The sequence below is a fragment of the Streptomyces sp. NPDC048254 genome, assembly GCF_043201895.1.
In the GTDB taxonomy this organism is placed as follows: Bacteria; Actinomycetota; Actinomycetes; order Streptomycetales; family Streptomycetaceae; genus Streptomyces.
This window is the reverse complement of the sequence record NZ_JBICZJ010000025.1, coordinates 17,741-41,196: the sequence shown is the minus strand read 5'-3', so window position 1 is coordinate 41,196 and position 23,456 is coordinate 17,741. Positions and strand designations below refer to the sequence as shown.

Genomic DNA, 23,456 nt, shown 5'->3' with positions numbered 1-23,456 from the left:
TCGGTTGATGCTCCGGGAGCGCGAGCATGTCGGTGAGTCTTGACACCGCTTCGACGTGGATCAGAAGTGGGTGGCGATCCCGAAGATACGGCGGAGTTGTGCCATGTCGTGCCGGTCGCGTTCCGATGGTTCGTATCCCTGGTGGAAGTAGACCTGCTGCTCGGCGGACAAGCACGGGACGGGCGTCTGCTGGATGGTGCCTGTCACGAAGCAGGAGGAGGGATAGGCGAAGGGGGGGCTGCGGTTCGGGTGACGCCTGCACTGCTGAGCCGTCATTCCTGAAGACCAGCGGATGAAGGTCGATCTCCCGGCCGTCCGGAGCCGTCATGACGAACCGGATGGGCCTCCAGTCCAGACTCTCCACGAAACCTGCGGCGGAGAGGGCCGCCAGCACGTCGGCTTCCTGGTCCTGCCGGTGCATCAAGTCCAGGTCGCGATGGTCTCGGGTCTGCTCGCCGACCAGAGCGTCGATCCCCCATCCGCCACCGACCCAGACGTCGGCCCCCGCCCGCCGCAACAGGGTCAGGACGAACGACACGTCATCAGCTGTCATCACCCGACGCAGGCTAGAAGTGTCAGCAGTCGACAGCGAACGATTTCTCTCGGAAGAGGCAGAGCGAGCCCCGTGCAGGGGAGGTCCGCTGCGGTCGTCACTCAGCGCCCGGCTGCTTGGACCGGACCCTCGGACCTCGTTGCGGCGCCGGGGAAGCCGCCAGCCGCCTGCGGACCCTGTCCGAGGTGGTCTCGGCACGCCCGTCTCGAACTGGATCGCGTCGTACTCCAGGTGGCCGTGATGGTCGTTCCGACGAAGGCGGTCGCATCATGTCGGCGCCAACAGGTCGGCCAGCGGCGGACGGTGCCGCCGTCGCGGTGCTCACCGCGGTGCCGGCCCGTCGTGGCCACGAACACGATGCCTGTCGGCACCTGCCCGTCCCCATACCGGTGTCGGCCACCGCCGTGGGGCCGTACCGGAGCGGCCGGGACCACCCGCTGAAACACCTCCCACAGCCGATCCAGAACCAGCCGCTCCACCATCGCCATCATGACCGCCAGCCTGGTGATCAGGCCGGTTGAGACTCACCCCAGCCCGGCTGCGGGCCCACCCCGAGGCGGGCGGACGTGCCGTCACGTCGCGTGTTCCCGTGGCGAGCGGGACGCCGGCCGACGGGTACTCCGCAGGCTTCCCGGAAGCCTCGGTCACCGCCGTCTGCTTCGGGACCGCACTTTCGGCCTGGCCACCACACCAACGCCGTCCGTAAAAAGCGGAACAAGCTCATCACCCGAGCTGTTGGCGGCTACGTCGGACCGGGCTCCGCCAGGCTCGCCGGCCTTGGTGGCGACATCGGTCGGCGCGTTGTCGCGCCTATATCAACACTCAGTAGAAGGAGTAGAGATCATGACCAAGGGATCCGCGCTTGTCATCGGAGTCGGCCCCGGCCTCGGCCTGGCCCTTGCGGAGGCCTTCGCCAGGGACGGCCACCCTGTGGCGCTGTTCGGGCGCGACGCGGCGCGCCTGGACAAGTACGCGACCGAGCTGACCACCGAGGGCCGCACAGCGCGCGCCTACTCGGCGGATGCAGCCGATCCCGAAGGCTTGGAGGCTGCGCTCACGCGTGCCGCAGACGAGCTCGGGGCGCCGGAAGTGCTCGTGTACAACGTGGCCGTGATGAGCCCTGACACGCCCACCGGGCTGGATGCACGGGAGTTTGCACACACTCTCGCGGTCAACGTCACTGGAGCCGTCGTCGCGGCCCGGACGGTCCTTCCGCTCCTGCGTGACGGCCGAGGGAGCCTGCTGTTCACCGGTGGCGGTTTGGCTCTGGACCCCTCGCCCGCGGTCACATCTCTGTCGGTGGGCAAGGCGGCGCTCCGGGCATACGTCCAGTCTCTCCACAAGCAGCAGCAAGGCTCCGACGTGCACGTGACCACGGTGGCGATCGGTGGCGCCATCGGTGGGGACAACCCGCGCTTCTCCCCCGACATGCTCGCGGCGGCCTACCTGAACCTGCATCAGCAGCCGCAGGACCAGTGGCAGGCCGAACTCCTCTACACCTGATTGCGTGCCGCCGGTCAGCCGCGCCCGGCCACGGCACCTGATCGCCAAGGCGGTCTTGTAGCTGGTCAGCAGTATCAGGGCGCCCTTGTCGGCCGAGTAGTCGACGGCTCGTTCCAGCGCCAACCACGTCGCGGCGCGGGCGGGCACGGTACCCGCCGTCGCGCCGTCGGCGGGCGGAACGGCCTCGGCCGACGCGCCGGGGGTGCGCGGTCCGGGCGGACCAGGAAGAGCGACAGCCCGACCACCGCACCGTACCGGGCGGAATGCCGGAAGCCTTTGCACGCCGGACAGCCGGGGCCCCGGGCCCATGCCGAGATGGGTACCAGGTCGAAGGCGACGGCCATGGCGTTCCCGCCGGAGATGCCGCCCTGGGTGAAACGGCCCGGCGCGTTCTCCCGATAGGCGATGAACGTCTTGCGAAGGGTGCGGGCCAATCGGGTTGGGACCGTTGGGGACCCGGCCCATCGCGGGCTCCTGCAGGGCGAGGCAGGGCAAGCCCGACCGGCGGCCGGCGACCTGCCGCCGCACCAAGGGCGTGACCCGCCCGCCACGCGAAGGACTCGCCGTCCGACGCGGGGAACCTGCCCGCATCCGTGACGGGAGGGGCGTCCGACGGGACGGACGCCCCCCTCGCGGTCGCAGCCTCAACCCGTGTGGGCCCTCGCGTCACCTCCGCCAGAACAGGTGGTGCCTCACGCCGCTCGGGCTGGGCACGATCTCCAGGTGGAACCGGTCGAGCAGTTCGTCGGGGGACGCCCAGAGCCGTAGTCCGGACCCGAGCTTCACCGGCGAGACCGCCACATGCAGGGTGTCGACGAGGTCGGCATCAAGGAACTGCCGGATGGTGGTGACCCCGCCGCCGAGTCGGACGTCCATGCCCTGTGCCGCTTCCCGCGCCCGTGCGAGGACCTCCGCCGGGTCGCCGTCGACGAAGTGGAACGTGGTGTCGGAGAGCGTGAACGACGGACGCTCGTGGTGGGTCATGACGAACACCGGCGTACGGAACGGAGGCTCCTCCCCCCACCAGCCGCACCACTCCTGGTCCTGCCAGGGCCCACGCTGGGGCCCGAACTTGTTGCGGCCCATGATCTCGGCACCGATGTTGCGGGCGAAGTCTCGCGTGAAGCAGTCGTCCAGGCCCCGGCTCCCGCCAGGATCCGTGCGCATGGGCCAGCTCGCCGTGGCCCCGGCCCACGCGAACAGCCTCTCGGGGTGGTCGACGCCGAACGGCCGCTCGAGACTCTGGTGCTCACCGGCACCGATTCCGTCGTCCGAGACGTTGAAGTTCATGACTCTCAGCAGTTGATCCACGTGTTTCCTCGTCAGGTCCTGTCGCGTCATCGCGCGGCGAGGCGCCGCACATCATGGCGTCGAACGGGACGCGGCCGGATCGACAGCGGCCCGCAGTCTTTTCCAGGGCACATCAGCAGGCGGCCCCGCCGGTGGTGCGGCTGTGGCGGACACGGACGGCATCGGGGTGGCCGCCGCGACCACCCGACCGTTCCCGCGGCGCGGTATCCCAGGACCACCGCACGGAGTCCCTTTACGCGCCTTACCCGATTCATCCCACCGGGTCAAGTCACGACCCCTCGGAACGTGACCGTGCGGTGCCCGCAGGGCCTACTTGAAGTGCGGGCCTCGCCGGAGAAGAAATCCGGAGAACAAACGAGGCAGGTCGACAGGACGGAAATCCTCAAAGAGGGTTTCCTCTTTCACCGAAACCGCGAAATGGCCCGGTACGACCGTCCGGTAAAAGCGGTCCGCCAGTCATCGTCCGGGATTTCCGGGGCAGACAGAAAAGCCCCCTGTATCGATAGGAGAGAACCCATGACCCGTACTTCTCACACCACGAGCAACGTCCGTTCCAAGCGCCGGGGCTTCCGCCTTGCGACACTCGCCGCCTCGGCTGCGGTCATCACCGGGGGCATCGTCCTTCCCGCGTCCGCCGCGACGGCCGCTCCGATGCCTGCCTCGCAGGTCGTGAGCTTCGTCCACGGCGGCGGCGCCGGCGGTGACGGAGGTGCCGGAGGCGGCGGCTTCATCGGCGGCGGCGGGGGCTCCGGCGGTTCCGGCGGCGGCAGCGTCCTGGGCACCGGCGGCGACGGAGGCAAGGGCGGCAAGGGCGGCGACGGCATCCTGTCCGGTGGTGGCGGTGGCGGCGGCGGTGGCGGCGGTGACGGTGTCGTCGGTGGCAACGGAGGCACCGGCGGCGACGGTGGCACCGGCCTGTTCGGCGGCAGCGCCGGCTCCGGCGGCACCGGCGGCGACGGCATCCTCAAGGGCGGCAACGGAGGCAGGGGCGGCAACGGAGGCTTCGGCGTCTTCCAGGGCGGCAACGGCGGCAAGGGCGGCGCGGGCGGGCTCGGCGTCCTCTTCGGTGGCCTGGGCGGCGCCGGTGGCGCCGGCGGCGGCAGCATCTTCTGACCGTCTCTCCCCGGTCGGGGACGGAGACCCGCGCGGCCTCCGTCCCCCGGCCCCCACGCCCGCACCCCATTGACCAGTGTGCGCAGCCGGGCACCCGGCGCGGCACCCGCAGAACCACAATCTCGATCAAGGAAAACGGAGAGCCCTCATGTCCACAACTCGCTGGCAGCGTCCGCTCGTTCTGGCGGTGGCCTCGGTCGCCCTCGCCACTGGCACCGCGTGCGCCGCCCAGGCGGCGCCGGGTGTCACCACAGGCACCAGCCAGACGGCCCCGGCCGACCCGTCCCACTGCGGCCAAGGCGGGGAAGGCGGGAAGGGCGGGGAAGGCGGCAAGGGCGGTGCACCCGGTCAGCCGGGAGAGCCCGGCAAGCCCGGCCGGATCGGCTGCTTCACGTTCGGCGATCTGCCCGACAAGCCCAAGTCGGATCTCACGGGCACGGACAAGATGCGGATCATGCTGACCGTGGAATCGGGGCAGGCGAAGAAGGCCGACGTCATCAAGAAGTACAAGATCTCCGAGAAGGAGTTCGACACGTGGGACAAGCAGTTCCGCGACGGGGACTGGGCCGCACTGATGGCACTGAATTCCCTCTTCGGCTCCTGAAGAACCTTTCCCCCGACGTCCCGGCCCGGTGCGGGCCGGGACGTTCCTGTCAAGCCCCGAATCCGCGGACCGTGACGACGAGACCCATGACCGGGTTTATTCGATACAGCGGAAACCGCAGTACGGGAAATAACTCTCTGGAAAGAGGAATGCCATGCGTGTGCGCTCTTGGAAGGTCCGTCTCGGTGTCACGGTCTCGACCGCCCTGACCGCCGCCATCGCGGCCGGCGCGGTCGGCGCGCCGGCCGCGATGGCGGCACCGGCGCCGCAGAGCCATACGGCCATGGCGACCGCCCGGCAGCTTCCCGCTGACAGCGCCCGGCCGGGCGGCGGCAGCCTGTTCGGCAGCGGCCGGTTCGGCGACATCAAGGGGAGCAACGGCAGTGTGCGGATCGGCGACCGGGTGTGCGCGGGCAACTGCAACGCAACCGTCAACGGGAGCAATGGCAGCCAGGGCGGGATCTGTGCCGGACTGTGCAACGGCAGCGCCAACGGCGGCACCGGTACGACCGGCGCGCCGGGCCGCCAGGGCGGCACCGGCGGCGCGGGCGGGATCTGCGCCGGGATCTGTGCCGGCAGCGCCAACGGCGGCACCGGTGGTACCGGCGGAGCCGCGGCGGGCACCGGCGACGGCGGCCGCGGCGGCACGGGCGGCACCGGTGGCCGCGGCGGGATCTGCCTCGGGCTCGGCTGCGGAAGCGGCGGCACGGGCGGTACCCCCCGCTGACGGCACCTGCCCTGACAGGAAAAGGGCCACGCCGCCGGCCGGCTGTTCTGCGCCGCGACGAAAACAGGACGCCGCCGAACCGACGCCGCGGCGCCCCACGGCAGGAAGCCCTCCCCCCAAGGTGCCCGGACAACGTGCGGATCCTGGCGGTGGGCGTCACCGGCGCGGCGCCGGTCCCTCCGCCGCACGTGACCCGCGAGGTCCTTTCCGGCGGCAGCAGGGAAACCTGGACCGGCTGGCTGCACCGCGAACACCCCGCCTGGTGGGCCTGGACGCGGCACGGCCCCCGCCACCGCGAAATCGAGCGCCGTCTCCGCGATCCCCATGCTGAAAGCCGCCGGGGGACGGAAAGATCCGCGCCGCCTCAGGAGGGTTGGCCGACTTCGGCGACGATGGTGTAGAGCTCGATGATCACGCCGTCCTTGCAGTGGGCGATGTCCATTCCGGTCGCAACGGGCGGTTGGCCGGCCGGACCGTACTGGAAGCCGAGGTGACCGAGGTCGTCGTTGACGGAGACGGGGCCGTCGGGGTGGAAGACCCAGTCCGGGGCCTGCGCACGGAGCTCTGTGGCGCGCTCGTCGAGGGCCTCGCGGCCTCGGACGACGCGGTCGGGTTCGTGCCACACGACGTCCTCGGCGTAGGTCTCGGCGATGGCCGCGCCGCGGCGCTCGGGATCCGGCTCGTTGAAGACGTCGAGGAGGTTGCGGCGCATCAGGTCGGCGACGGTGTTGGTCATGGCGGTCCTTCGGGTCGCGCCGGCCGGGATCACCGGTCAGGCGTGCTGCCAGGGGGCCGGGAAATGCCTTGTCGCCTCTGGTTGCGAGGCTCCGTTGAGCGGCACGATAGCGACCTCGTCGGCCTCCGCCTGCGCGGCTCGGGGATCTGGACGAGTGACCCGATCCGAACGATTCGTCGATCAGGCGCGGTACACGCCCCGGCTGTTCGGCACCGCCCATGTCACCCACGCCGAACCCGGACTCGCCGCCGGCGTCGTCAACGCGGGCCCCGCCAAGACCGAGATGACGCGCATCGCTCCCTGATACATGCGGGCCGGCATCAAGGTCCTCGGGCCGGTCGTCTTCGACGCGCGGTGGTGTGCGGCCTCCGCCTGCCGCCGTCGCGTGCCGCGCGGTTCAGCCGGTGGCCGTGGCAACGAGTTTCGGTACGAAGGCCGATACGTCGACCGTGCCGAGTCCCGAAGCCATGTCGTAGCCCTTGACCGCCTGGTACCCGTCCGGGCCGTTGTTGCCGATGGTGATGTCGACGATGCCGCCGGCGGCAACGGACTCCAGCCGGTACATCGCGCCGTGCACGGCACCGAGCCGGGCTCCCGCCCTCTGGTCGGCGAGCGCGACCACCGCCGCGAACATGGGGGCCGCCTCACTGGTGCCGCCGGCCGGCAGCCAGCCCGCGCCCGCCGGCAGGAAGCCCTGGTAGACCAGGGTGCCACCGGAGGCCGAACCGTCCATGCAGACATCAGGTGTGCCGCGCCGACCGCCGACCCGGTCCCCGACGCCGTCCTGGTAGGCGGGGCGGGGAAAGGTCTGGGAAGGGCCGCCGCCGGTCGCGCCGAACCGGTCGTTCCAGACGGTGTCCGGGCCGGTCCGCCGGCCTTGGTCGTCAAGGTGGAGCCGGGACGCACCGAGGGAGAGGACGCTGGGGTCGGACGCGGGCCAGGACACCGACCTGACCCGTTTGCCGTGCGGGCCGACTGGCGGGGCGGCACCGGAGTCACCCGCGCTGGCGACCAGCGTGACGCCGCCGGCCACGACCCGGGCCAGCAGACCGCTGAACCGCGTGAGATCCCGGGCCGGCAGGCCACTGTTTCCGGCCGCCGAGTACTCCTCGACACCGAAACTGATCGAGATCGCATCCGGACGATGCCGGGTCACGCTCTCGGCGATGCCGTCGAGGATCAGTTCGGCGCCCAACACCGCGCCCTCGGCGGCCTGTCCGGCCGTCTCCCCGGTGGGAGCGGCAGAAGGAGCGGGACGGTAGACAGCGGCGGGCAGCCCGATCTGGGTGACGACGATCTTCGCGTCGGGAGCGACCATGTGGACCATCTGCACGTCCAGGGTGGCCTCCATGGCGACGTCGGCCATCTGGGAGTTCTCGGGGTCGAACGGGGCGATGTGCCCGGCCGGGTCGTAGCGGTCGACCGTCAGATCGGGTGCCGGCAGCTTCATCGCCCGGCTGAAGGTCTCCAGATCCTTCCCGAGCGTGTCCGGAACCACCTGTTCATAGACCACGACCGTACGGCCCTTGCCGGTCAGTCCCGAGGAGTTGAGCTTGTCGATGCCGTAGGCCCTACGGACCAGATCGGGCGTGTAGCAGGGCGAACCGAGCACCTTGCGGCACTCGGCCACAGTCGGCACCCGGGGGAAGGGATGCACGGTCGCGGACGGGGAGGCACTCGCCGGCGCCGTCCGCCGGAGCGTCTCGGCACCGCTGCCGCCGTTGCCCGCGCAGCCTACGGCGCTCAGCACGACAAGGGCCGCGCAGGCGGCGGCCCTGGGCCTCGGGCCGGTGGTGGTCGTCACGGATTGTGCCTCCCCGTCAGCCGAGTTTGCGCCGCAGTTGCAGGATGTAGAGCAGCAGGAGCGACGGCGCGACCAGGACCGCCGCCACGCAGGAGACCACGAACAGTTGCCACAAGGTGGCCGACGGGGACGCCGCCTGGTGGATGGTCAGATGTGTGCCCAGGAGGTAGGGATACTGCGCGATCCCCCAGCCCGCCACGACCGCGGCGATCGCGATGGCCGCAAGAGTACGGACGACGGGCGGGCTGCCCCCGCGCAGCAGAAGGAGCGCGGCCAGACCGCACACGGCGGAGACGACCAGCAGCGGCGCGCCGACCCGGCTCAGCTGGTGGAACAGCCGCGGAGCGTCCGCATGCAGGATGAACACGCCGGCCAGCGCCACCAGTCCCGCGACGACGCCGGCCCCGACGGCGCGGTGGCGGAAGGCCGTTTCCAGGGAGGACTGCGCCCGGTGCCGGGCCTGTCCGGTGAGGAACACGGCGGCAAGGTAGGCACAGACGGTGACGGCGAGTACGCCGCCCAGAACGGACGTCGGATTGAGCCAGCCGGACAGTGGGGCACCGTGCCCCGCCGCGGGGACACGGCCGGAGGCGATCGCGCCGGCGATGGCGCCGAAGAAGAAGGGTGTGACCACCGACGAGGAGGCGAAGACGACACCGGCGACCGCCTCGCCCCGGCCGCCCGTCAACGCGTGGCGGAAGGCGAAGCCGGCGCCCCGCACCACGATACCCAGCGCTGCCAGTCCCAGGGGGATGTAGAGCGTGGTGGTGATGGCCGTGTACGCCTGTGGAAATCCCGTCCAGATCATCACCAGGATGAAGACCAGCCAGGTGTGATTGGCCTCCCACACCGGGCTGATGGAAAGGTTGATCAACTCCCTCTCGGGGCGGCCGCGGCGACGGCCACCGGCTGTCAGATCCCAGAATCCGGCCCCGAAGTCGGCGCCCCCGAAAAGGGCGTAGGCGATCACGCCGATGAACAGGACCACTGCGGTCAGCGTGCTCATACGTCATCAGCTCCGAAGCCGCGCTCGCTCGTCGCCGGCACCGGCTCGGGACCATAGGGAACCGCGACGGCCTCGGTACCCTCGCGCAACCAGCGACGATGCATGGCCCGCAGGACAAGCACCGCGCCCGTCCCGACGCAGAGGTAGATGGCGAGGACCGTGGCGAACAGCGGCCACAGATTGCCCACCGTGGTGACCGCGTCCCTCGTCAGCAGGAGCCCCACGACCGTCCACGGCTGCCGGCCGACCTCCGTCACCACCCAGCCGCTCCACAACGACAGGAGCGCGAGCAGTCCGCACACCGACGCACCGCGCAGGAACCAGCGATTCACCGGGACCTCGCGACGCCGCCACCACAGCCAGCCGAACCACAGCGCCATCAGCAACAGCAGCGAGGCGGTTCCCACCATGACGTCGAACGCGAGGTGCACGACGCTCACCACCTCGTCGTCGGGGCGCACGGCCGGAGGGATGGCGCCGAGGCCCTTGATCGTGGTGGACGGTCTGAAGCCCGCGAGGATCGACGCCACGTCCGGAAGGGGGATGCCGTAACGGACCTTGCCGCCGACGAAGATGCCGCCGAGCGTCTCGGGGATGTGGTCACCGGTCTCGGGGACCATTTCGATGACGGCGAACTTGGCGGGCTCCCTGTTGAAGACCTGGCGGGCGATCGTGTCGCCGACCAGGAACTGCAAGGGCATGGCGATCGACCCGACCGTGAACGGCACGAGGAACCCGAGTTGGTGGTAGCGGTCCCGGCGGCCTTTGAGCAGGCCCCACGCGTACACCCCCGCGACCATGAACCCCGCGACGATGTACGCCGCCAGGAGCATGTGCACCATCTCCCACCAGAACGCGCCGTTGAAGAACACCTTGGACGGGAACACCTGCACGACACGCCCATGGCTGACGACGATGCCCGCCGGCTGGTTCATCCAGCTGTTCGCCGCGATGACGGAAGCCGTTCCGCCGACGCTCGCCAGGGTCACCGCCACGCCGGTGAAAAAGTGCGGCCACGGTGGCAGCCTCTTCCAGCCGTAGATGTAAATGGCCACGAACACGGCTTCCAGAAAGAAGAAAAGCCCCTCGTAGGCGAACGGGAACCCGAACGCGGCCCCGTACCGGCCCATGAGCCCGGGCCACAGCAGCCCCAACTCGAAGGAAAGCACCGTTCCCGACACCGCCCCGACCGCGAACAGCACGGCAGCCACCTTCGACCAGCGTTGCGCGAGAAGCAGCGCCTCGTGGTCGTCACGGCGCAGCGCCCGGTAGTGGCAGACCAGCATCATGAAGGTGAACGCGACGCCGAACGGCACCAGTACGACGTGGAAGCCCAGAGTGAACGCCATCTGCTCACGCGCAGGGAGAAGCTGTGGCGGGTCGGCGGCTGCCAGCAGCGCGGACAACAGCATGAATTCTCTTTCCGGCTCGAACAGCGGCGGACGACTCGCGCGTCAGTCACGTGCTCACCGCCGTGGGGAATCAGGCAGAACAGACACTGAAGCTTCGTCGAATCTCGTCGCCGTAGGCGGACATGCTGGTCGCCCGTAGCGGCCGATGGATCTCGCGAATGCTAGTCAGCGCCTGGAGCCCCACTTGCCGAAACACCCGGCGCCGCCGCCGTTTCCCCCATTGGTGCCATCTCACGAGTGCCAATCAGCCGAAACGGCGAGGGGACGAGGCCGAGCCGGTTTCACGTGCACCACCAACGGGCGCGCGGCATTGGTGATCATCTCTTCCCTGCCGGTACGCCTCCGGCGGTGACAGCCTCCGCCGGTACCACCGCACAGTTCGTCAGCACGTGCTGTGCCGGGCCACGGTCCCGCCATGCCCGGCCCTTCGCGACGGCCCTGCCGGGCTGCGCGGCGCACGGTTGATTCGAACACCAACTCGCAATTGTGCCAAGGAAGTTGCGATACTCTCGCGCTGACCGACCTAAGTCACACACGTCCCACATGTCACGCGAGAGACCGGGATTCCCATGTTCGACCCCCATCTCAGCCGGTCCCACTCGCTCGCCTACGCGGCGGCCGGTATGGAACCCCCGCCTCCGACCCCGCTCCGGAAGAACGACCCCGTACGGGTCGGACCGTACGCGCTCATGTCGGTGCTCGGCAGTGGCGGGATGGGGCGGGTCTATCTGGGCCGGGACACCGTCGGGGGGACCGGCCTGGCCGCGGTGAAGGTGGTCCGGCCCGAGTACGCGGAGGATCCCCAGTTCCGTAAGCGATTCGAGCGCGAGGTCGGCGCGCTGGACCGGGTTCAGGGCGCACACATCGTACGGCTGCTGAACAGTGGCTGCGACGAGGACCTGGTGTGGGTCGCCACCGAGTACGTCCCCGGGCCCACGCTCGCCGAGCTCGTCGAGGACCGTGGCCCGATCGGGGCGACGGCGGCGTGGCGACTGCTGGCCGACCTGGGACGTGCGGTCGAGGCCATCTGGCGCGCGGGGATCGTCCACCGTGACCTCAAGCCGTCCAATGTGATCCTGGCAGCCGACGGTGCCCGCGTCATCGACTTCGGTGTCGTCCAGGCCACCGACGGTACCTCGATCACCGCCACGGGCCAGAACGTGGGGACCCCCGCCTACATGTCCCCCGAGCAGGTCAGGGGCAAAGAGGTGACGGCCGCCTCCGACGTCTTCGCGCTGGCCTCGGCCCTCGCCTACGCCGTCACGGGACAGGCGCCGTTCGGGGAGGGCACGGGGGTCGACGTCCTGCACCGGGTGGCCTTCGACCCGCCGCGGGAGGAGGTCCTCGACAAGGTGACGGCGGTCGATGCGGAACTGGGCGTGTTCATCCGCACCTGTCTGGACAAGGATCCCGAGGGACGTCCGTCGCCGGAGACGGTGTTCCGGACCGCCATCGGGCACCAGCTGCCCGCCCCGGCCGGACGGCCGTCCCGGTCCGCGCCGAGGAGAGCGAAGAGCACGCCCTTCGCTGACCAGCTGCCTGCCGCCCCTGCCTCCCCGCCGCCCGCGGACCCGCCCGTCGGCACCGTCGCGGCCGGTGCTTCCCCGCAGGGGCGAAGAAAGCTGATGGTGGGCGCCGCCGCGACAGCGGGTGTCGTGGTCGCCGCGGCCGTCTCCGTGGCGCTTTTACGGCAGGGCGACGACCACGCCCCGGCGTCGGCGGGTTCCGGGCCCGAGACGTCGGTGACCGTGACGTACACCCCGGCCTCGACACCCGGCAGTTCGCACCGCACACCCGCGCCCACCGCGTCGAAGACCGACCAGGCGGCGAAGCAGTCGCCGAGTACGGCGGCCACGGTGGACTCCGACGCACAGGGCTCGGGGACCCCGGATCTCCGCGCCGCCACCTGCCCCACCGAGATCGTCTCGGGGGCCGTCGGCGACTGCGTCAAGTCCCTGCAGCTCCTCCTCGCCGGTCACGGCCTGTATGTGCCGGCCGACGGCAGGTTCGGCGGCGAGACCCTCGCCGCGGTCAGGGCCTTCCAGACCGAGGCGGGGCTCACCGTCGACGGAAAGGCCGACGCGGGGACCAAGAAGCTTCTGTACGACCTGCCCCGTGGGCCGGTCCGGGACGGCTCGGTCACCGTGTCCGAGAGCGTCAACGCCGTCACGGTCGCCCGATGTCTCGACACCCGCGGCGTGCACGTCCAGGTATGGGGATGCAAGGGCACGGCCGGTCAGAAGTGGGCGCTGTATCGACTGGCCGACCAGAACGCCGAGTACCGCGTGGTCAATCAGGGCACCCATCTCTGCCTGGACGCCGACGCCGGCACGACCGGCCGGAACGGCCAGAAAGTCCAGGCGCGGAGCTGCGACGGGCTCGGCGCCCAGACGTGGCGTCTCGGTGGCGGCGGGACGCTGGTCAGCGTCCCGGACGGGTTCTGCCTGGACGCGGAGGCCTACACCTCGGGACAGGACGGTCAGGAGGTCCAGGGCTTCGGTTGCGCGGGCAGCAGCAACCAGGTGTGGAACTGGTCCTGACCTACCCCGTCGGCCGCGTCAGTGGGCGGGGCCTGTACGCCCGGCGCTGTGGCAGCACGCCCCACCGCCGCCGACGAGCAACCGCATTCGGGGAATTCAAGGTCGCCAGGTCCGAAAAGCAGCGGAAATAGGCTGTGGCCAGGTACCCAGGTGGCGGGCTGGATTATCGCGTGGAAAAATATGCGAGCGTGCGCGTATGACCCGCAGCACGCCCTGGGGACGGGAAGCGCGGGGAAGCACAGGAGCCGGCCCTCCGTCCTTCGAAGGAGGAGAACATGGACGTAGTGTTCGATCCATCAGCCTATCCGCCCTTGGCCCTCGGATTCTTCGGTCTCGGTACCGGATACCTCGTCTACGGGCCGCACGAACTGTTCGGATATCCGCCGCAGAGTGATGAGACGGACCGGGCTCTCGGCGTCTGGGGAATATGGCTGCCGGGCATGTGTCAGTTCGTCACAGGACTCATCCTCTTCATCGGGCTCAGCTGGTTCGAGGTATTCACCAAGTCACCGCCGTTGTACATGGCCGCACTGGCCTTCTCGGCATACGGAATCCACTGGTTCGCGATGGGCTGGAACCGTTATCGCGGCAATGAGGCGCGAACCAACGCCGGTATGTGCGTCGCCTATATGGTGATCTCCGCGATGGGCGCCACTGTGTTCTTCAGGGCCGGAGACTGGCCGGTGGGCCTCCTCTTCGTGGGACTTTTCGTGATCTACTTCTGTCACTTCTTCTCCGTCATCGGCGTCAAATTGGGCGAACGCGGACTGGGCTTGTTCCATATCCTGACCGGTGGCTGGCTCATGTATCTCACCTACGCCGTCGCTGTGAATTCCTCCCTGGGCTACCACTGGCGGGTCTGAGCGACGAGGCGGACCAGGCCGCGAGCCGGGGATCAAGTCGCGCGAAGTTGTGCGGCCTCGTGGCGGAGCGCTTCCACGGTGGCCGTCACCTCGGGAGAGCGATCGCGGGCAGTGACGGCGACCGTGGCTCGGCCGAGCCAGGCGGGGTCGTCGACCTGGACCGTGCGGACGCCGGTGGGGACCGCCGCGGCGGCGAGTTCGGGCAGTACGGCAATGCCGAGACCGGCGGCGACAAGACCCAGGCGAGTGGGCCATTCGCGGGCGGCGTAGGCGATCCGTGGGTGGTCGAGGGTTGGCCAGGCACCGAACTGGGGGTCGTCGCGGAGACCCTTGCCGACGATCCAGGATTCGTCTCTCAGCTCGGTCAGCGGGACGGGTCCGCGGCCGGCGAACCGGTGGTTCGCGGGCACGGCGAGCAGGAGGCCGCCGTCCAGGAGCAGGTCGCGCAGCAGCCCCTCGACGTCGTAGGCGGGCAGGTCCGGTCCCACGGCGATCACCGCTACGTCGATGCGGTGGGCGCGGAGCTGGCGCAGCTGCGTGGGTGAGGACGCCTCGCCGAGCTCGACGATCAGCCCCGGGTGGTCGTGACGGAGGCGGGCCAGTGCCCTGGGGACGAGCACGGTGGCCGCCGAAGGGAACGCGGCGACGACGACTCGCCCGGTGAGGTGGTCCTGCAGCCCGGCGAGATCTGTGCCGACGGCATCGATCTCGTTGATGACCGTCGCGGCCCGGCGGGCGAGCAGCAGGCCCGCCGGGGAGGGAGCGACCCCGCGGGCGCCCCGGACGAACAGTGGTGCGCCCGCGGCGGCTTCCATCGCCGCCACCTGACGGGACACCGCCGACTGCGTGTATCCCAGCGCGTCGGCCGCGGCGGTGAACGATCCGGTGTCGACTACGGCCTGGATGACACGCAGGCCGGTGAGGGTGAACTCGGCCACGCCGCCATGCTGACACATTCCGGAATGACATGTCTTCTGTGCCAGACCATCGCTGGTGGAATATCTCGATCAGCAGCACGATGAAGGAGCGACAGCAGGCAATCCGCCCATAAGGAGCACCCATCATGGCGAAGACGTGGTTCATCACAGGCAGTTCGAGCGGCTTCGGCCGCGAGTGGGCGGAGGCGGCGCTCGAACGCGGCGACCACGTGGTCGCGACGGCTCGGGACGTCAGCCGACTGACCCCTTTGGCGGAGCGATACGGGGATGCGGTGCTGCCGCTCCGGCTCGATGTCACCGACCGGGCGGCGGTGTACGCGGCAGTGCGGCGTACCCGCTCGCATTTCGGTTCGCTGGACATCGCGGTCAACAACGCCGGCTATGGGCATTTCGGCATGGTCGAGGAGTTGGGCGAAGACGAACTCCGGGCTCAGATGGAGACCAACTTCTTCGGCGCGGTGTGGGTCACGCAGGCCGTTCTGCCCGTGATGCGCGCCCAGGGTTCGGGAAGGATCCTGCAGGTGACCAGCGAGGGCGGCGTCCGGGCCTTCCCCGGCATCGGTGCGTATCACGCCTCGAAATGGGCTCTCGAGGGGTTGTCGGAGTCCCTGGCGCAGGAGGTGGCGCCTTTGGGCATCCACATCACCAACGTCGAGCCCGGGCCTTATGCCACCGACTGGCTGGCCCGCGGTGCACGGCACAGTGAGCGGCACCCGGACTACGCCGAAGTCCACGCGGCCACTGCGGTGGATTTCGAGGTCGGCGACCCGCGCGCCACCCGCGACGCGATCCTTCGGATCGTCGATGCGGACCAGCCCCCGCTGAGGATCTTCCTCGGCAAGTCCTTCACCGACGTCGCCGAACTCTACGAGGAGCGGCTGAGCACCTGGCGTCGGTGGCAGCCGGTGTCCCTGGCCGCCTTCGGGTGAGCGCCGGCACCGCCGACATGACGGCCACACCAGCGGCTCACGGTCCGGTCGGGCCCGTTCCCGCCCCGGGCCCGTCCACCGGAGCGGACGGGCCCGGGGCGGGGGGCTGCGTGCGTCACTTCACGCGGATCGTCACCGTGACGGTCTTGAGCACGGCCGGCAACTTGGTGGTGTCGACCTTCAGGATCTCGCCGTTGTCGGTCTGACCCGTGGCCGGCAGCACCTTCTGGTGGACGGTCCATTTCCCGTCGGGGTCGACGGCGATGGTGTCGATACCGAAGTCGTCGTCGTTCGACAGGTACAGCGTCTTGCCGGCGTCCGCGGTGGCGACGCCCTCGACCTTGTCGTGCGCGAAGAACTTCCCGCTGGGGTCGAGCTGGCTCACCAGCGTCCCGACGTCGAGGTACGGCTGCTTCTGCGCGACCTGGACGCCGGCACCGGTGAGTGCGGTGAGCGCGGCGTTGGTGCCGACCTTGCCGACGAACGCCTCGGGCGACTTGCCGCCGATCGTCAGCCCGCTGACGTCGGTCGCGCCGTTGATGTCGACCTCGTAGAGGGACTTCTGGGCGAACGGCTCGAAGTTGCCGTCACGTTCGTCGATGACGAACTTCGTGTCGGACAGCGCCGTGATCTCGCTGTTGGCGTCACCCGTGGTGGCCGGGTCGTCCAGCAGGTAAAGGTACTGCTTGGTCTGGAACGTGCGCAGGTCGATCGTGACGATGCGGGTGGGCGCGAGGTTGGACGCCTTGGTGCTGCCGAGATCCGGCTGCTGCAGCGCGGCCTGCATGACGCCCACCAGGGTCGAGCCGTCCGGCGTGACCGTCAGGCCCTCCATGCCCTTGTTCTTCAGGCGGTTGGCCAGTTCGGCCGGCAGGTAGCCGAGGATCTTGTGGTAGGCGTTGTCCTGGCTGTCCTTGTACGGGGTCAGCCGACCCAGCTCGTAGCCGTTCCGGTCGAAGTGCGTGACGTACGGACCGTACTCGTCCGAGACCCAGAACGTGCCGTCGGGCAGCGCCACCAGGCCCTCGGAGTCGTAGCCGTAGGGATCCCGGGCGACCGGCGTGGGAGTGCCGCCGTTGGCGTTCGTCGCGGTGACGTCGTCGATCACCTCGCTCGTGTCGTGCGGCGGACGGCCGCTGTACTGCACGCCGCCGAGGCTCTTCGGTCCCTTCAGGGTGACCTTCTTGACCAGCTCGGCCTTGCCCTTGACGAGCTTGAACTCGCCGATCTGCGGAATGAAGTCGGTGAGCATCTCGGACTTGTTGCCGTCCGGGGCGTCGGCGTTGGGGCCGCGGTCGGTGAGACCGTAGAAGTAGCCCGACTTGCCCGGTACCGGGGCGAGCGAGGAGCCGTAGCCCTCACCGGAGATCTGGGTGGTGGTGCCGCCCGGGCCGGCGACCGTCGCGAGCGAGGGCAGCGGGGCGCCGTTCGGCTGGGTGTCCTTGAACAGCTCTACGGCGTCCGTCGCCGTGTACGTGAAGGTGTCGGTGCCCTTGAAGCCGGAGCTCGGTGTGTACGTGAACGTGCCGTCCGCGTTGACCGTCGCCGTGCCGTGGGACGGGTCGGTGTGCCGTACGACGGCGGTCGCGCCGGAGTCGTTGCGCAGCACGTTGCCCGTCACCTTGTCGTGGCCGGTGAAGGAATCGGCGGCAGCGTCGAAGTCGTGCGCCGGGGCGGACAGCCAGCCGTGGGCCTGGGCCACGACGGTGCCGGTGCCCGCCACGGCGACGGTGACAGCGATCGCTATGCCGATCCGGGTGCGCTTGCGCAAGCGAGGTCTTGAGGTCATACCCATGAACCTGTAGGTCAGTGATGAACTCTGGGTCGTCTTCCGGTGAACCATCAGTTCAAAACTGGCCTGTTTTCGTCCTTGGGGTTTCAGTGCGTCAGAGCGTCGCCGTCGTCTGCTCCCCCGACGCGCTGCCCGCGAGCCACTGGTCCCATCCCAGGTTGAAGTCGGCGTAGCCGTTGTCGGCCGGGGCCTTGGCACGGGGCGAGCCGGTGATGGTCACGGGGTCGCCCTGCTTGACCTGGCCGTAGAACCACTTGGCGTCCGACATGGACAGGTGGACGCAGCCGTGCGAGCCGCGGGCGCTGCCGCTGCCCGGGTTCGGGTCGCCGGTCGAGTAGTGCACGTACGTGCCGGACTGGGTCAGGTGGACGTCCCAGGGAAGTGTCAGGTCGTAGTAGTTGGGGCTGCCCTTGTCGCAGCTGATGCCGACGCTGCAGGAGGTCATGTGGACCTTCTCCTGCTTGTCGATGACGGCCATCGTGCCGTTCCACGTCGGGTACTCGGCGCTGCCCGCGTTGATCGACAGGGTGCGTACCGTCTGGCCGTTCCGGGTCACCTTCATGGTGTGGTTGGTCACCGAGACGTCCGCGCGCACATCGTCGCCGATCTTGAAGGTGTGCGTGTAACCATGCACGCCGTAGCGTCCGTTGCCGTTGCTGACGCCCTTCATGTCGGCGTCTATCTTCACCGTCGTACCGGAGGGCCAGTACGTCTTCGGCCGCCAGTCGGCGCGCCTGTCGCCCATCCAGTGCCAGGCGCCGGCCACCGGCTGTGAGGCACTCACCTTCATGTGCTTCTCCACCGTGGCCCGTGCCTTGGCGGCCACCGGGTTCGTGAAGATCACCGAGATCGGCATGGCCACACCGACCGTGGTACCCGTCTGCGGGGTGATCGTGTCCAGCAGCATCGGCGGGCCCGCGGGCTTCGTCGGTGTGGGCGAGGCGCTCGCACTCGGCTTCCCCGACGCCTTCGCGTCGTCACCGCTCGCCTTGTCACTGCCGCCCCCGCCGCAGGCACTCGCACCCACCACGATCATGCCCGTGACGAGTGCGATCCCTATGCTGCCCTTGCGCCGCCCCACGGTCTGCCCCGCTCTCTCGTTCTTCGGCCCTTGAGGGCCCGACTCCGACTCACTGTCAGACAGTGATGGCATGGCCCGCAGTTGCCTGTTTCACGTAAAGCATGTCTCAAGATTCGGAGCGGACCTCGGGCTGTCGAGTGCCCCGAGGCGGCCCGGCTAGGCGCTGTGGACGACGATCGAGACGTACTGGGTGACTCGATGGGCCGAGGCAGCGGCCCGGGTCGGGCTCTGGCATTGCGCCCACAGCGTGGGTCGGTTGACGGCGGTAGCGGCCGGAATCGTCACCGTGGCCTCGAAGGACCCGGTGGCGAGCGCGTTGGCCGAGGCAAGCTTGTACGACCCGGCGGCCGTGGCGGTCGCTTGCGGTTGTGCCTGCGCCTTCTGCTCCTCCATCGAGAGGCTCAGCTTCGCACCGCGGTCCCAGCGGATTCCGAACGACACCTTCTTCCCCGGAGCGCAGCCGGTGCCGGTGAGCGTGATCGTGCCGCCGGGCACGGTCTCGGACGGCGAGGCGACCAGGGACTTGGCGGGCTCGGTAACGCTGGACTCGAGTGTGCTGGGCGCCGTCGGACCGGGCAGGCCGGTTCCGGAACGCTCGGAGCCGGCCAGGGGAAGGATTGCCACCACCGTGGCGGTCACGGCCATGGCCGCGGCCGCCACCGTCGCGGCGTCGCGGAAGGCGCGGCGGCGCCGGGCGCGGCGCCGGAGGTCCGCGACCGGCGGCTGCCGCGAAGCCCGGGTGCCCTCTTCGACGAGATCGCGCAGCCTGCGCTCAGGTTCGGCCATGGCGGGACAGGGCTCCTTCCGGATCGGCGGCGAGGTGGCGGGCCAGGTTCGCGCGGGCTCGGGCGAGTCTGCCGCGCACGGTGCTCACCGGCAGGCCCAACTGCTCGGCGACCTGTTCGATCGGCAGGTCCAGCACGTCATGCAGCAACAGCACAGGGCGCTGGTTCATCGGCACCCGGCGCAGCATCTCGGCGACGTCCACCGTCTCCGGCGTGAGCTGGGGCTGCGAGCGCTGGGCACCCAGGCGCAGCAGAGCCGCGGCACGTCGGCGCAACCTCCGGATATCGCTGACCGCCAGGTTGATCGCCACCCGGCGTACCCACAGTTCCGGCACGTCATAGGCCTGGATCCGGGGCCAGCGGTCCAGGGCCCGGATGAAAGCCTCCTGTACGACGTCCTCGGCCTGCTCGAGACTGCCGGTGACCGAGAACAACTGACCGACCAGCCGCGCGTACGCCGACTGGTAGAAGTCCTCGAAGCCCGTCAGGTCGGCCCGCCGCCCTCGGCCACCATTGCTTTTACGTTCCACTCAGACGGTGCCCACCGGTGCCGCCTCCACGCGCTTCTGAGCGGGAGTCAGCGCCAGCCAGGCAAGCTGCGCGGCGGTGGCCTTGCCTTCCGCCTTCAACTGCCCGACCAACTTGTCGGCCCTGGCCACCTGGGCGGCGGTCGGACCGACGGTCGACACCTTGATCTCCTTCTGTATCTCCAGGAGCAGTCGGTTCTCCTCGGACTTCTGGGGCTTGGTCCCGTCGCCGGAGGACGCCTTCGTCTTCGCGGTCTTCTGGGTGGTGGTGGTCCGAGAATGCTTGGTGTTCCCCGCCACGGGCTTGTGGCCGGAGGACGCCTCCGGCTTCGCGGCGCTCGTCTGCGACTGCTTGACGGCCTGGGGTTCGGTTCCGTGATCGGACGACGCCAGCGCCGTCGTGGCCAACACGGCGCAGAGACCCACGCCTACGACGCCGCCGGCGGCAAATCCCCATCTGCGCTGCTGCATAGTCGATCCCTTGTTCGTCCTGGAGGATGGGTCCGACGGCCTGGACCACAGGGGCGAGCCTCACGGCCGTCTCACCACCCCCACGCCACAGGCACCCGCCCGGCGCACACCCCACGGACCTTCGTCATCGAATCGTGACGGAACACGGGTCCCCCGGCCGGCGGGCCCGGAAGGCCGTCCACCGGCCCGTCGCGGCCGCTCACCGACTCATGTCGAATAACGTTATCGCGCGTGCAATCCGGTGCCCCCACGCCTCTCCGTATGCGCCAAGAGGCCCGGACGGCGCTGTCACCCCGGACCTCAGGCGTGCACCTCGCCCGAGCCGCGGACCTTCAGGGTGACCGGGACGATCACCGACTGCACCGGGCGGCCGGGGTCGGCGATGCGGGCGCGGAGCAGTTCGACGGCGGTCCGGCCGATCTCGGCGGTCTGCTGGGCGACGACGGTGAGGGCGGGTTGCAGGAGGTCGGCCAGAGGGACTTCGTCGAAGCCGACGAGGGCCAGGCGGGAGGCCGCCTTGGGGCCGAGGTGCCGCAGGACCGCGAGTGTGGTGTCCATGTTGCCGGTGACCAGGGCGGTTGCCGGGTCCGGGCCGTGCAGTGCGGTGTCCAGGGCGGCGGCCACGCGTTCCGGGGTGATCTCGCCGGGGTGCACCAGGCCTTCGACCGCCTCGCCGTGGGCGCGCAGGGCCGCGCGGAAGGCCACGGCGCGCTCCCGGCCGGAGAAGACGCGTTCGCTGTCACCGATGTAGGCGATGCGGCGGTGACCGTGCTGGTGGAGGTGGTGGAAGGCCATGCCGATGCCGGAGGCGTTGTCGGACATGACGCAGTCCACGGAGACCCCGCTCATCGGGCGGTCCATGGCCACCAGCGGCACGCCGGCGTCCAGTTCGGGCTGGAGGTAGGCGTGGTTCTCGCCGAACGGTTCGACGATGATGCCGTCGAGGCGCTGCCGGCACATGGAGATCAGGACGTCGCGCTCCCTGGTCTCGTCGAAGTCCGTGGAGGCGGCGAAGAGGGTCAGGCCCGCGTCCCGGGCCGTCCGTTCGATGGCGGCCAGTTCGGGGTTGACCTCGGCGATCCGGCGGACGGCGGCGCCGATCGTTCCGGTGACACCGGTGCGCAGTTGGCGGGCGCGGTCGTCCGGGCGGTAGTTCAGCGCGGTGATCGCGGCCTCGACCTTGACGACGTACTCCGGCCCCACTGTGGGGTCGTTGTTGACCACCCGGGAGACGGTGCGCAGGGCCACCCCGGCCTCGCGCGCGACGTCGACCATCGTCGGGCGCCTGGGCCGTCCCCCGCTGTCACGCCGTGCTCGCGTCATCCGGCAGCTCCCCTCGAAACATCGGACCGATATCAGACCGGCCCTTGACACATTCCCGCAACGCGCTTCTATCCTCGGGATAACGTTATCCCGAAGGATGCCGCGGCGTCGATCCCGTCCGGTCCGCCCCTTCCCTCGGGCCGCACCGTTCCGTCAGGAGACTTCCATGAGGCGCAAACGTCCGACCGTTGTCTGCCTCGCCGCGGCGCTCGCCCTCACCGGATGCTCCGCCGCGTCGACCGAGGGCGCGAAGGGTGGCAGCACCCTGACCTACCTCACCTTCGAGACCCCCAGCCTGACCTCGAAGTTCTGGGACACCTCGATCGCGGGCGCCGAGAAGAAGGTCCCGGGCGTCACGGTGAAGAAGATCGTCGCGCCGAGCACGGACCGGGACGCGTACGCCAAGCAGTTGCAGGCCTCCGGCCAGTTCCCGGATCTGCTCCAGTCGATCACCCCGTCGACGTTCGCGACGGCCGGGCTGCTCAAGCCGTACGACCAGAAGTGGGTGAACGCCAACTTCCTGCTGCCCCTGGGCAACGCCTACAAGGGCAAGGTATACATCCCGCCGACCAACTCGCAGATCATCCCCGAGGTCTTCTACAACAAGAAGCTGTTCGCCAAGGCCCACATCGCCGCGCCTCCGAAGACGTGGTCCGAGTTCATGGCCGTGTGCGCCAAGCTCAAGGCCGCCGGTGTCACCCCGGTCGAGCTGGGCGGCGGCGATCCGTTCTCGGCGTCGATGCCGCTGGTCGGCATCCTCTCCGCCGACGTACTGGGCAAGAACCCGAACTGGCTGAAGGAACGCTACGCCGGCAAGGTCAAGTTCACCGACGCCAACGTCAAGGCGGCGGTGGGCAAGTACCGGACGATGGTCAAGAACGGCTACTTCGAGGACGGTGCCCTGGGCGTCAAGTACGCCGACTCCATCGCGAACTTCACGTCCGGCAAGGCCGCGATGTACATGATGGGCAGCTGGTTCCTCGGTGCGGTGCCCAAGGACCACGCCGACGACTTCGGTGCCTTCCTCACCCCGACCGAGGACGGGTCGCTCGTGGTGCCGTTCTCGGTGGGCGGCTCCATGGCGATCAGCGCCAAGACTCCGGACCCGGCCAAGGCGACCGCGTTCGCCGAGGCCTGGTCGCTGGACCCGGCCAACTACAAGGCGCTGATCGAGGGCGACGGCGCGTTCCCGATGCTCAAGGGCAAGACCCTGGACGACTACGGCGTGAACGTCACCAAGGTCTTCAAGGACTCCTACTCCTACGTCACCCGACAGAACACGAAGGTCTCGGCGTTCGGCTGGGCGACCAACGACGACTCCATGCCCTCGGGGCTCAACAACGCCTTCTACGCGGCCAGTCAGGCGCTGTTCTCGTCCGACGACGTCGACGGACAGCTGGCCAAGCTGGACACCGCCTGGGACTCGGCGACCAAGTAA

General features: G+C 69.6%; 21 protein-coding genes and 2 pseudogenes. 9 read left to right on the top strand and 14 right to left on the bottom strand.

Features of this window, described 5'->3' with window-relative positions:
- Positions 1–60 precede the first annotated feature (60 nt).
- Both ACGFZQ_RS45175 and ACGFZQ_RS45170 read right to left on the bottom strand, forming a co-directional pair.
- Positions 61–553, bottom strand: a pseudogene (locus ACGFZQ_RS45175) (nucleotidyltransferase domain-containing protein).
- Between the two features lie 335 nt (positions 554–888).
- Positions 889–1,044, bottom strand: a pseudogene (locus ACGFZQ_RS45170) (IS5/IS1182 family transposase); the annotation flags it as partial.
- Between the two features lie 352 nt (positions 1,045–1,396).
- Here ACGFZQ_RS45170 and ACGFZQ_RS45165 point away from each other — a divergent pair.
- A complete protein-coding gene (locus ACGFZQ_RS45165) occupies positions 1,397–2,056 on the top strand; it encodes an SDR family NAD(P)-dependent oxidoreductase (RefSeq protein WP_393845379.1) in 660 nt (219 codons plus the stop codon).
- A gap of 666 nt (positions 2,057–2,722) precedes the next feature.
- Here the strand turns inward: ACGFZQ_RS45165 and ACGFZQ_RS45160 are convergent.
- Positions 2,723–3,367, bottom strand: a complete 645-nt coding sequence (locus ACGFZQ_RS45160; RefSeq protein ID WP_393845378.1) for a dihydrofolate reductase family protein — start codon at positions 3,365–3,367, stop codon at positions 2,723–2,725.
- Between the two features lie 516 nt (positions 3,368–3,883).
- Between ACGFZQ_RS45160 and ACGFZQ_RS45155 the strand changes: the two genes are divergently transcribed.
- From ACGFZQ_RS45155 to ACGFZQ_RS45145, 3 genes are all read left to right on the top strand, one after another.
- The gene (locus ACGFZQ_RS45155) at positions 3,884–4,480 is read left to right on the top strand and encodes a hypothetical protein (RefSeq protein ID WP_393845377.1); all 597 of its coding nucleotides are present in this window, start codon (positions 3,884–3,886) and stop codon (positions 4,478–4,480) included.
- 148 nt (positions 4,481–4,628) lie between these two features.
- Complete coding sequence (locus ACGFZQ_RS45150; RefSeq protein WP_393845376.1) at positions 4,629–5,084, top strand: DUF1153 domain-containing protein; 456 nt, start codon at positions 4,629–4,631, stop codon at positions 5,082–5,084.
- Positions 5,085–5,238: 154 nt separating this feature from the next.
- Positions 5,239–5,811 carry a hypothetical protein gene (locus tag ACGFZQ_RS45145; RefSeq protein WP_393845375.1) on the top strand — a complete coding sequence of 191 codons (573 nt, stop codon included), beginning with the start codon at positions 5,239–5,241 and terminating at the stop codon, positions 5,809–5,811.
- A gap of 364 nt (positions 5,812–6,175) precedes the next feature.
- Here the strand turns inward: ACGFZQ_RS45145 and ACGFZQ_RS45140 are convergent, their stop codons facing one another.
- Positions 6,176–6,547, bottom strand: coding sequence for a nuclear transport factor 2 family protein (locus tag ACGFZQ_RS45140; protein ID WP_393845374.1), 372 nt, complete (start codon positions 6,545–6,547; stop codon positions 6,176–6,178).
- A gap of 154 nt (positions 6,548–6,701) precedes the next feature.
- On the opposite strand from ACGFZQ_RS45140, the gene ACGFZQ_RS45135 reads away from it, so the two are divergent.
- Complete coding sequence (locus ACGFZQ_RS45135; protein ID WP_393845373.1) at positions 6,702–6,851, top strand: hypothetical protein; 150 nt, start codon at positions 6,702–6,704, stop codon at positions 6,849–6,851.
- 93 nt (positions 6,852–6,944) lie between these two features.
- Here the strand turns inward: ACGFZQ_RS45135 and ACGFZQ_RS45130 are convergent, their stop codons facing one another.
- Genes ACGFZQ_RS45130 through ACGFZQ_RS45120 form a run of 3 tightly spaced genes read right to left on the bottom strand, consistent with a single transcriptional unit; the run spans position 6,945 to position 10,769 of the window.
- Positions 6,945–8,351: a S8 family serine peptidase gene (locus ACGFZQ_RS45130; RefSeq protein ID WP_393845372.1), complete on the bottom strand. Its 1,407-nt coding sequence runs from the start codon at positions 8,349–8,351 to the stop codon at positions 6,945–6,947.
- Between the two features lie 16 nt (positions 8,352–8,367).
- Positions 8,368–9,357: a cytochrome d ubiquinol oxidase subunit II gene (locus ACGFZQ_RS45125; RefSeq protein ID WP_393845371.1), complete on the bottom strand. Its 990-nt coding sequence runs from the start codon at positions 9,355–9,357 to the stop codon at positions 8,368–8,370.
- On the bottom strand, positions 9,354–10,769 hold the full coding sequence (locus tag ACGFZQ_RS45120; RefSeq protein ID WP_393845370.1) for a cytochrome ubiquinol oxidase subunit I: 1,416 nt from the start codon (positions 10,767–10,769) through the stop codon (positions 9,354–9,356). Before ACGFZQ_RS45120 ends, ACGFZQ_RS45125 begins: the two co-directional genes overlap by 4 nt.
- A 569-nt stretch (positions 10,770–11,338) precedes the next feature.
- Between ACGFZQ_RS45120 and ACGFZQ_RS45115 the strand changes: the two genes are divergently transcribed.
- Both ACGFZQ_RS45115 and ACGFZQ_RS45110 read left to right on the top strand, forming a co-directional pair.
- Complete coding sequence (locus tag ACGFZQ_RS45115) at positions 11,339–13,309, top strand: protein kinase (protein ID WP_393845369.1); 1,971 nt, start codon at positions 11,339–11,341, stop codon at positions 13,307–13,309.
- Positions 13,310–13,584: 275 nt separating this feature from the next.
- Entirely contained in the window at positions 13,585–14,172 is a 588-nt protein-coding gene (locus tag ACGFZQ_RS45110; RefSeq protein ID WP_393845368.1) for a hypothetical protein, read from the top strand.
- A gap of 32 nt (positions 14,173–14,204) precedes the next feature.
- Here the strand turns inward: ACGFZQ_RS45110 and ACGFZQ_RS45105 are convergent, their stop codons facing one another.
- Entirely contained in the window at positions 14,205–15,110 is a 906-nt protein-coding gene (locus tag ACGFZQ_RS45105) for a LysR family transcriptional regulator (RefSeq protein ID WP_393845367.1), read from the bottom strand.
- 125 nt (positions 15,111–15,235) lie between these two features.
- Here ACGFZQ_RS45105 and ACGFZQ_RS45100 point away from each other — a divergent pair, with 125 nt between their 5' ends.
- A complete protein-coding gene (locus ACGFZQ_RS45100) occupies positions 15,236–16,039 on the top strand; it encodes an SDR family NAD(P)-dependent oxidoreductase (protein WP_393845366.1) in 804 nt (267 codons plus the stop codon).
- 115 nt (positions 16,040–16,154) lie between these two features.
- Here ACGFZQ_RS45100 and ACGFZQ_RS45095 read toward each other — a convergent pair whose 3' ends face one another.
- The 6 genes from ACGFZQ_RS45095 to ACGFZQ_RS45070 all read right to left on the bottom strand — a co-directional run bounded on the left by ACGFZQ_RS45095 (position 16,155) and on the right by ACGFZQ_RS45070 (position 21,970).
- Positions 16,155–17,828: an esterase-like activity of phytase family protein gene (locus tag ACGFZQ_RS45095; protein WP_393845365.1), complete on the bottom strand. Its 1,674-nt coding sequence runs from the start codon at positions 17,826–17,828 to the stop codon at positions 16,155–16,157.
- A gap of 97 nt (positions 17,829–17,925) precedes the next feature.
- The gene (locus ACGFZQ_RS45090; protein WP_393845364.1) at positions 17,926–18,912 is read right to left on the bottom strand and encodes an Ig-like domain-containing protein; all 987 of its coding nucleotides are present in this window, start codon (positions 18,910–18,912) and stop codon (positions 17,926–17,928) included.
- Between the two features lie 156 nt (positions 18,913–19,068).
- Positions 19,069–19,698: a hypothetical protein gene (locus tag ACGFZQ_RS45085; RefSeq protein ID WP_393845363.1), complete on the bottom strand. Its 630-nt coding sequence runs from the start codon at positions 19,696–19,698 to the stop codon at positions 19,069–19,071.
- A complete protein-coding gene (locus ACGFZQ_RS45080; RefSeq protein WP_393845362.1) occupies positions 19,685–20,227 on the bottom strand; it encodes an RNA polymerase sigma factor in 543 nt (180 codons plus the stop codon). Before ACGFZQ_RS45080 ends, ACGFZQ_RS45085 begins: the two co-directional genes overlap by 14 nt.
- Entirely contained in the window at positions 20,228–20,695 is a 468-nt protein-coding gene (locus ACGFZQ_RS45075) for a hypothetical protein (protein ID WP_393845361.1), read from the bottom strand. It lies immediately after the preceding gene.
- Between the two features lie 300 nt (positions 20,696–20,995).
- A complete protein-coding gene (locus ACGFZQ_RS45070) occupies positions 20,996–21,970 on the bottom strand; it encodes a LacI family DNA-binding transcriptional regulator (RefSeq protein ID WP_393845360.1) in 975 nt (324 codons plus the stop codon).
- A gap of 214 nt (positions 21,971–22,184) precedes the next feature.
- On the opposite strand from ACGFZQ_RS45070, the gene ACGFZQ_RS45065 reads away from it, so the two are divergent.
- Complete coding sequence (locus tag ACGFZQ_RS45065; RefSeq protein WP_393845359.1) at positions 22,185–23,456, top strand: ABC transporter substrate-binding protein; 1,272 nt, start codon at positions 22,185–22,187, stop codon at positions 23,454–23,456.

Bases quoted from the DNA above. Each gene is read 5' to 3' on its own strand.
- ACGFZQ_RS45165 (WP_393845379.1), top strand. From the start codon at position 1,397: ATGACCAAGGGATCCGCGCTTGTCATCGGAGTCGGCCCCGGCCTCGGC.
- ACGFZQ_RS45155 (WP_393845377.1), top strand. From the start codon at position 3,884: ATGACCCGTACTTCTCACACCACGAGCAACGTCCGTTCCAAGCGCCGG.
- ACGFZQ_RS45150 (WP_393845376.1), top strand. From the start codon at position 4,629: ATGTCCACAACTCGCTGGCAGCGTCCGCTCGTTCTGGCGGTGGCCTCG.
- ACGFZQ_RS45145 (WP_393845375.1), top strand. From the start codon at position 5,239: ATGCGTGTGCGCTCTTGGAAGGTCCGTCTCGGTGTCACGGTCTCGACC.
- ACGFZQ_RS45140 (WP_393845374.1), bottom strand. From the start codon at position 6,547: ATGACCAACACCGTCGCCGACCTGATGCGCCGCAACCTCCTCGACGTC.
- ACGFZQ_RS45125 (WP_393845371.1), bottom strand. From the start codon at position 9,357: ATGAGCACGCTGACCGCAGTGGTCCTGTTCATCGGCGTGATCGCCTAC.
- ACGFZQ_RS45120 (WP_393845370.1), bottom strand. From the start codon at position 10,769: ATGCTGTTGTCCGCGCTGCTGGCAGCCGCCGACCCGCCACAGCTTCTC.
- ACGFZQ_RS45115 (WP_393845369.1), top strand. From the start codon at position 11,339: ATGTTCGACCCCCATCTCAGCCGGTCCCACTCGCTCGCCTACGCGGCG.
- ACGFZQ_RS45110 (WP_393845368.1), top strand. From the start codon at position 13,585: ATGGACGTAGTGTTCGATCCATCAGCCTATCCGCCCTTGGCCCTCGGA.
- ACGFZQ_RS45100 (WP_393845366.1), top strand. From the start codon at position 15,236: ATGGCGAAGACGTGGTTCATCACAGGCAGTTCGAGCGGCTTCGGCCGC.
- ACGFZQ_RS45095 (WP_393845365.1), bottom strand. From the start codon at position 17,828: ATGACCTCAAGACCTCGCTTGCGCAAGCGCACCCGGATCGGCATAGCG.
- ACGFZQ_RS45085 (WP_393845363.1), bottom strand. From the start codon at position 19,698: ATGGCCGAACCTGAGCGCAGGCTGCGCGATCTCGTCGAAGAGGGCACC.
- ACGFZQ_RS45075 (WP_393845361.1), bottom strand. From the start codon at position 20,695: ATGCAGCAGCGCAGATGGGGATTTGCCGCCGGCGGCGTCGTAGGCGTG.
- ACGFZQ_RS45070 (WP_393845360.1), bottom strand. From the start codon at position 21,970: ATGGTCGACGTCGCGCGCGAGGCCGGGGTGGCCCTGCGCACCGTCTCC.
- ACGFZQ_RS45065 (WP_393845359.1), top strand. From the start codon at position 22,185: ATGAGGCGCAAACGTCCGACCGTTGTCTGCCTCGCCGCGGCGCTCGCC.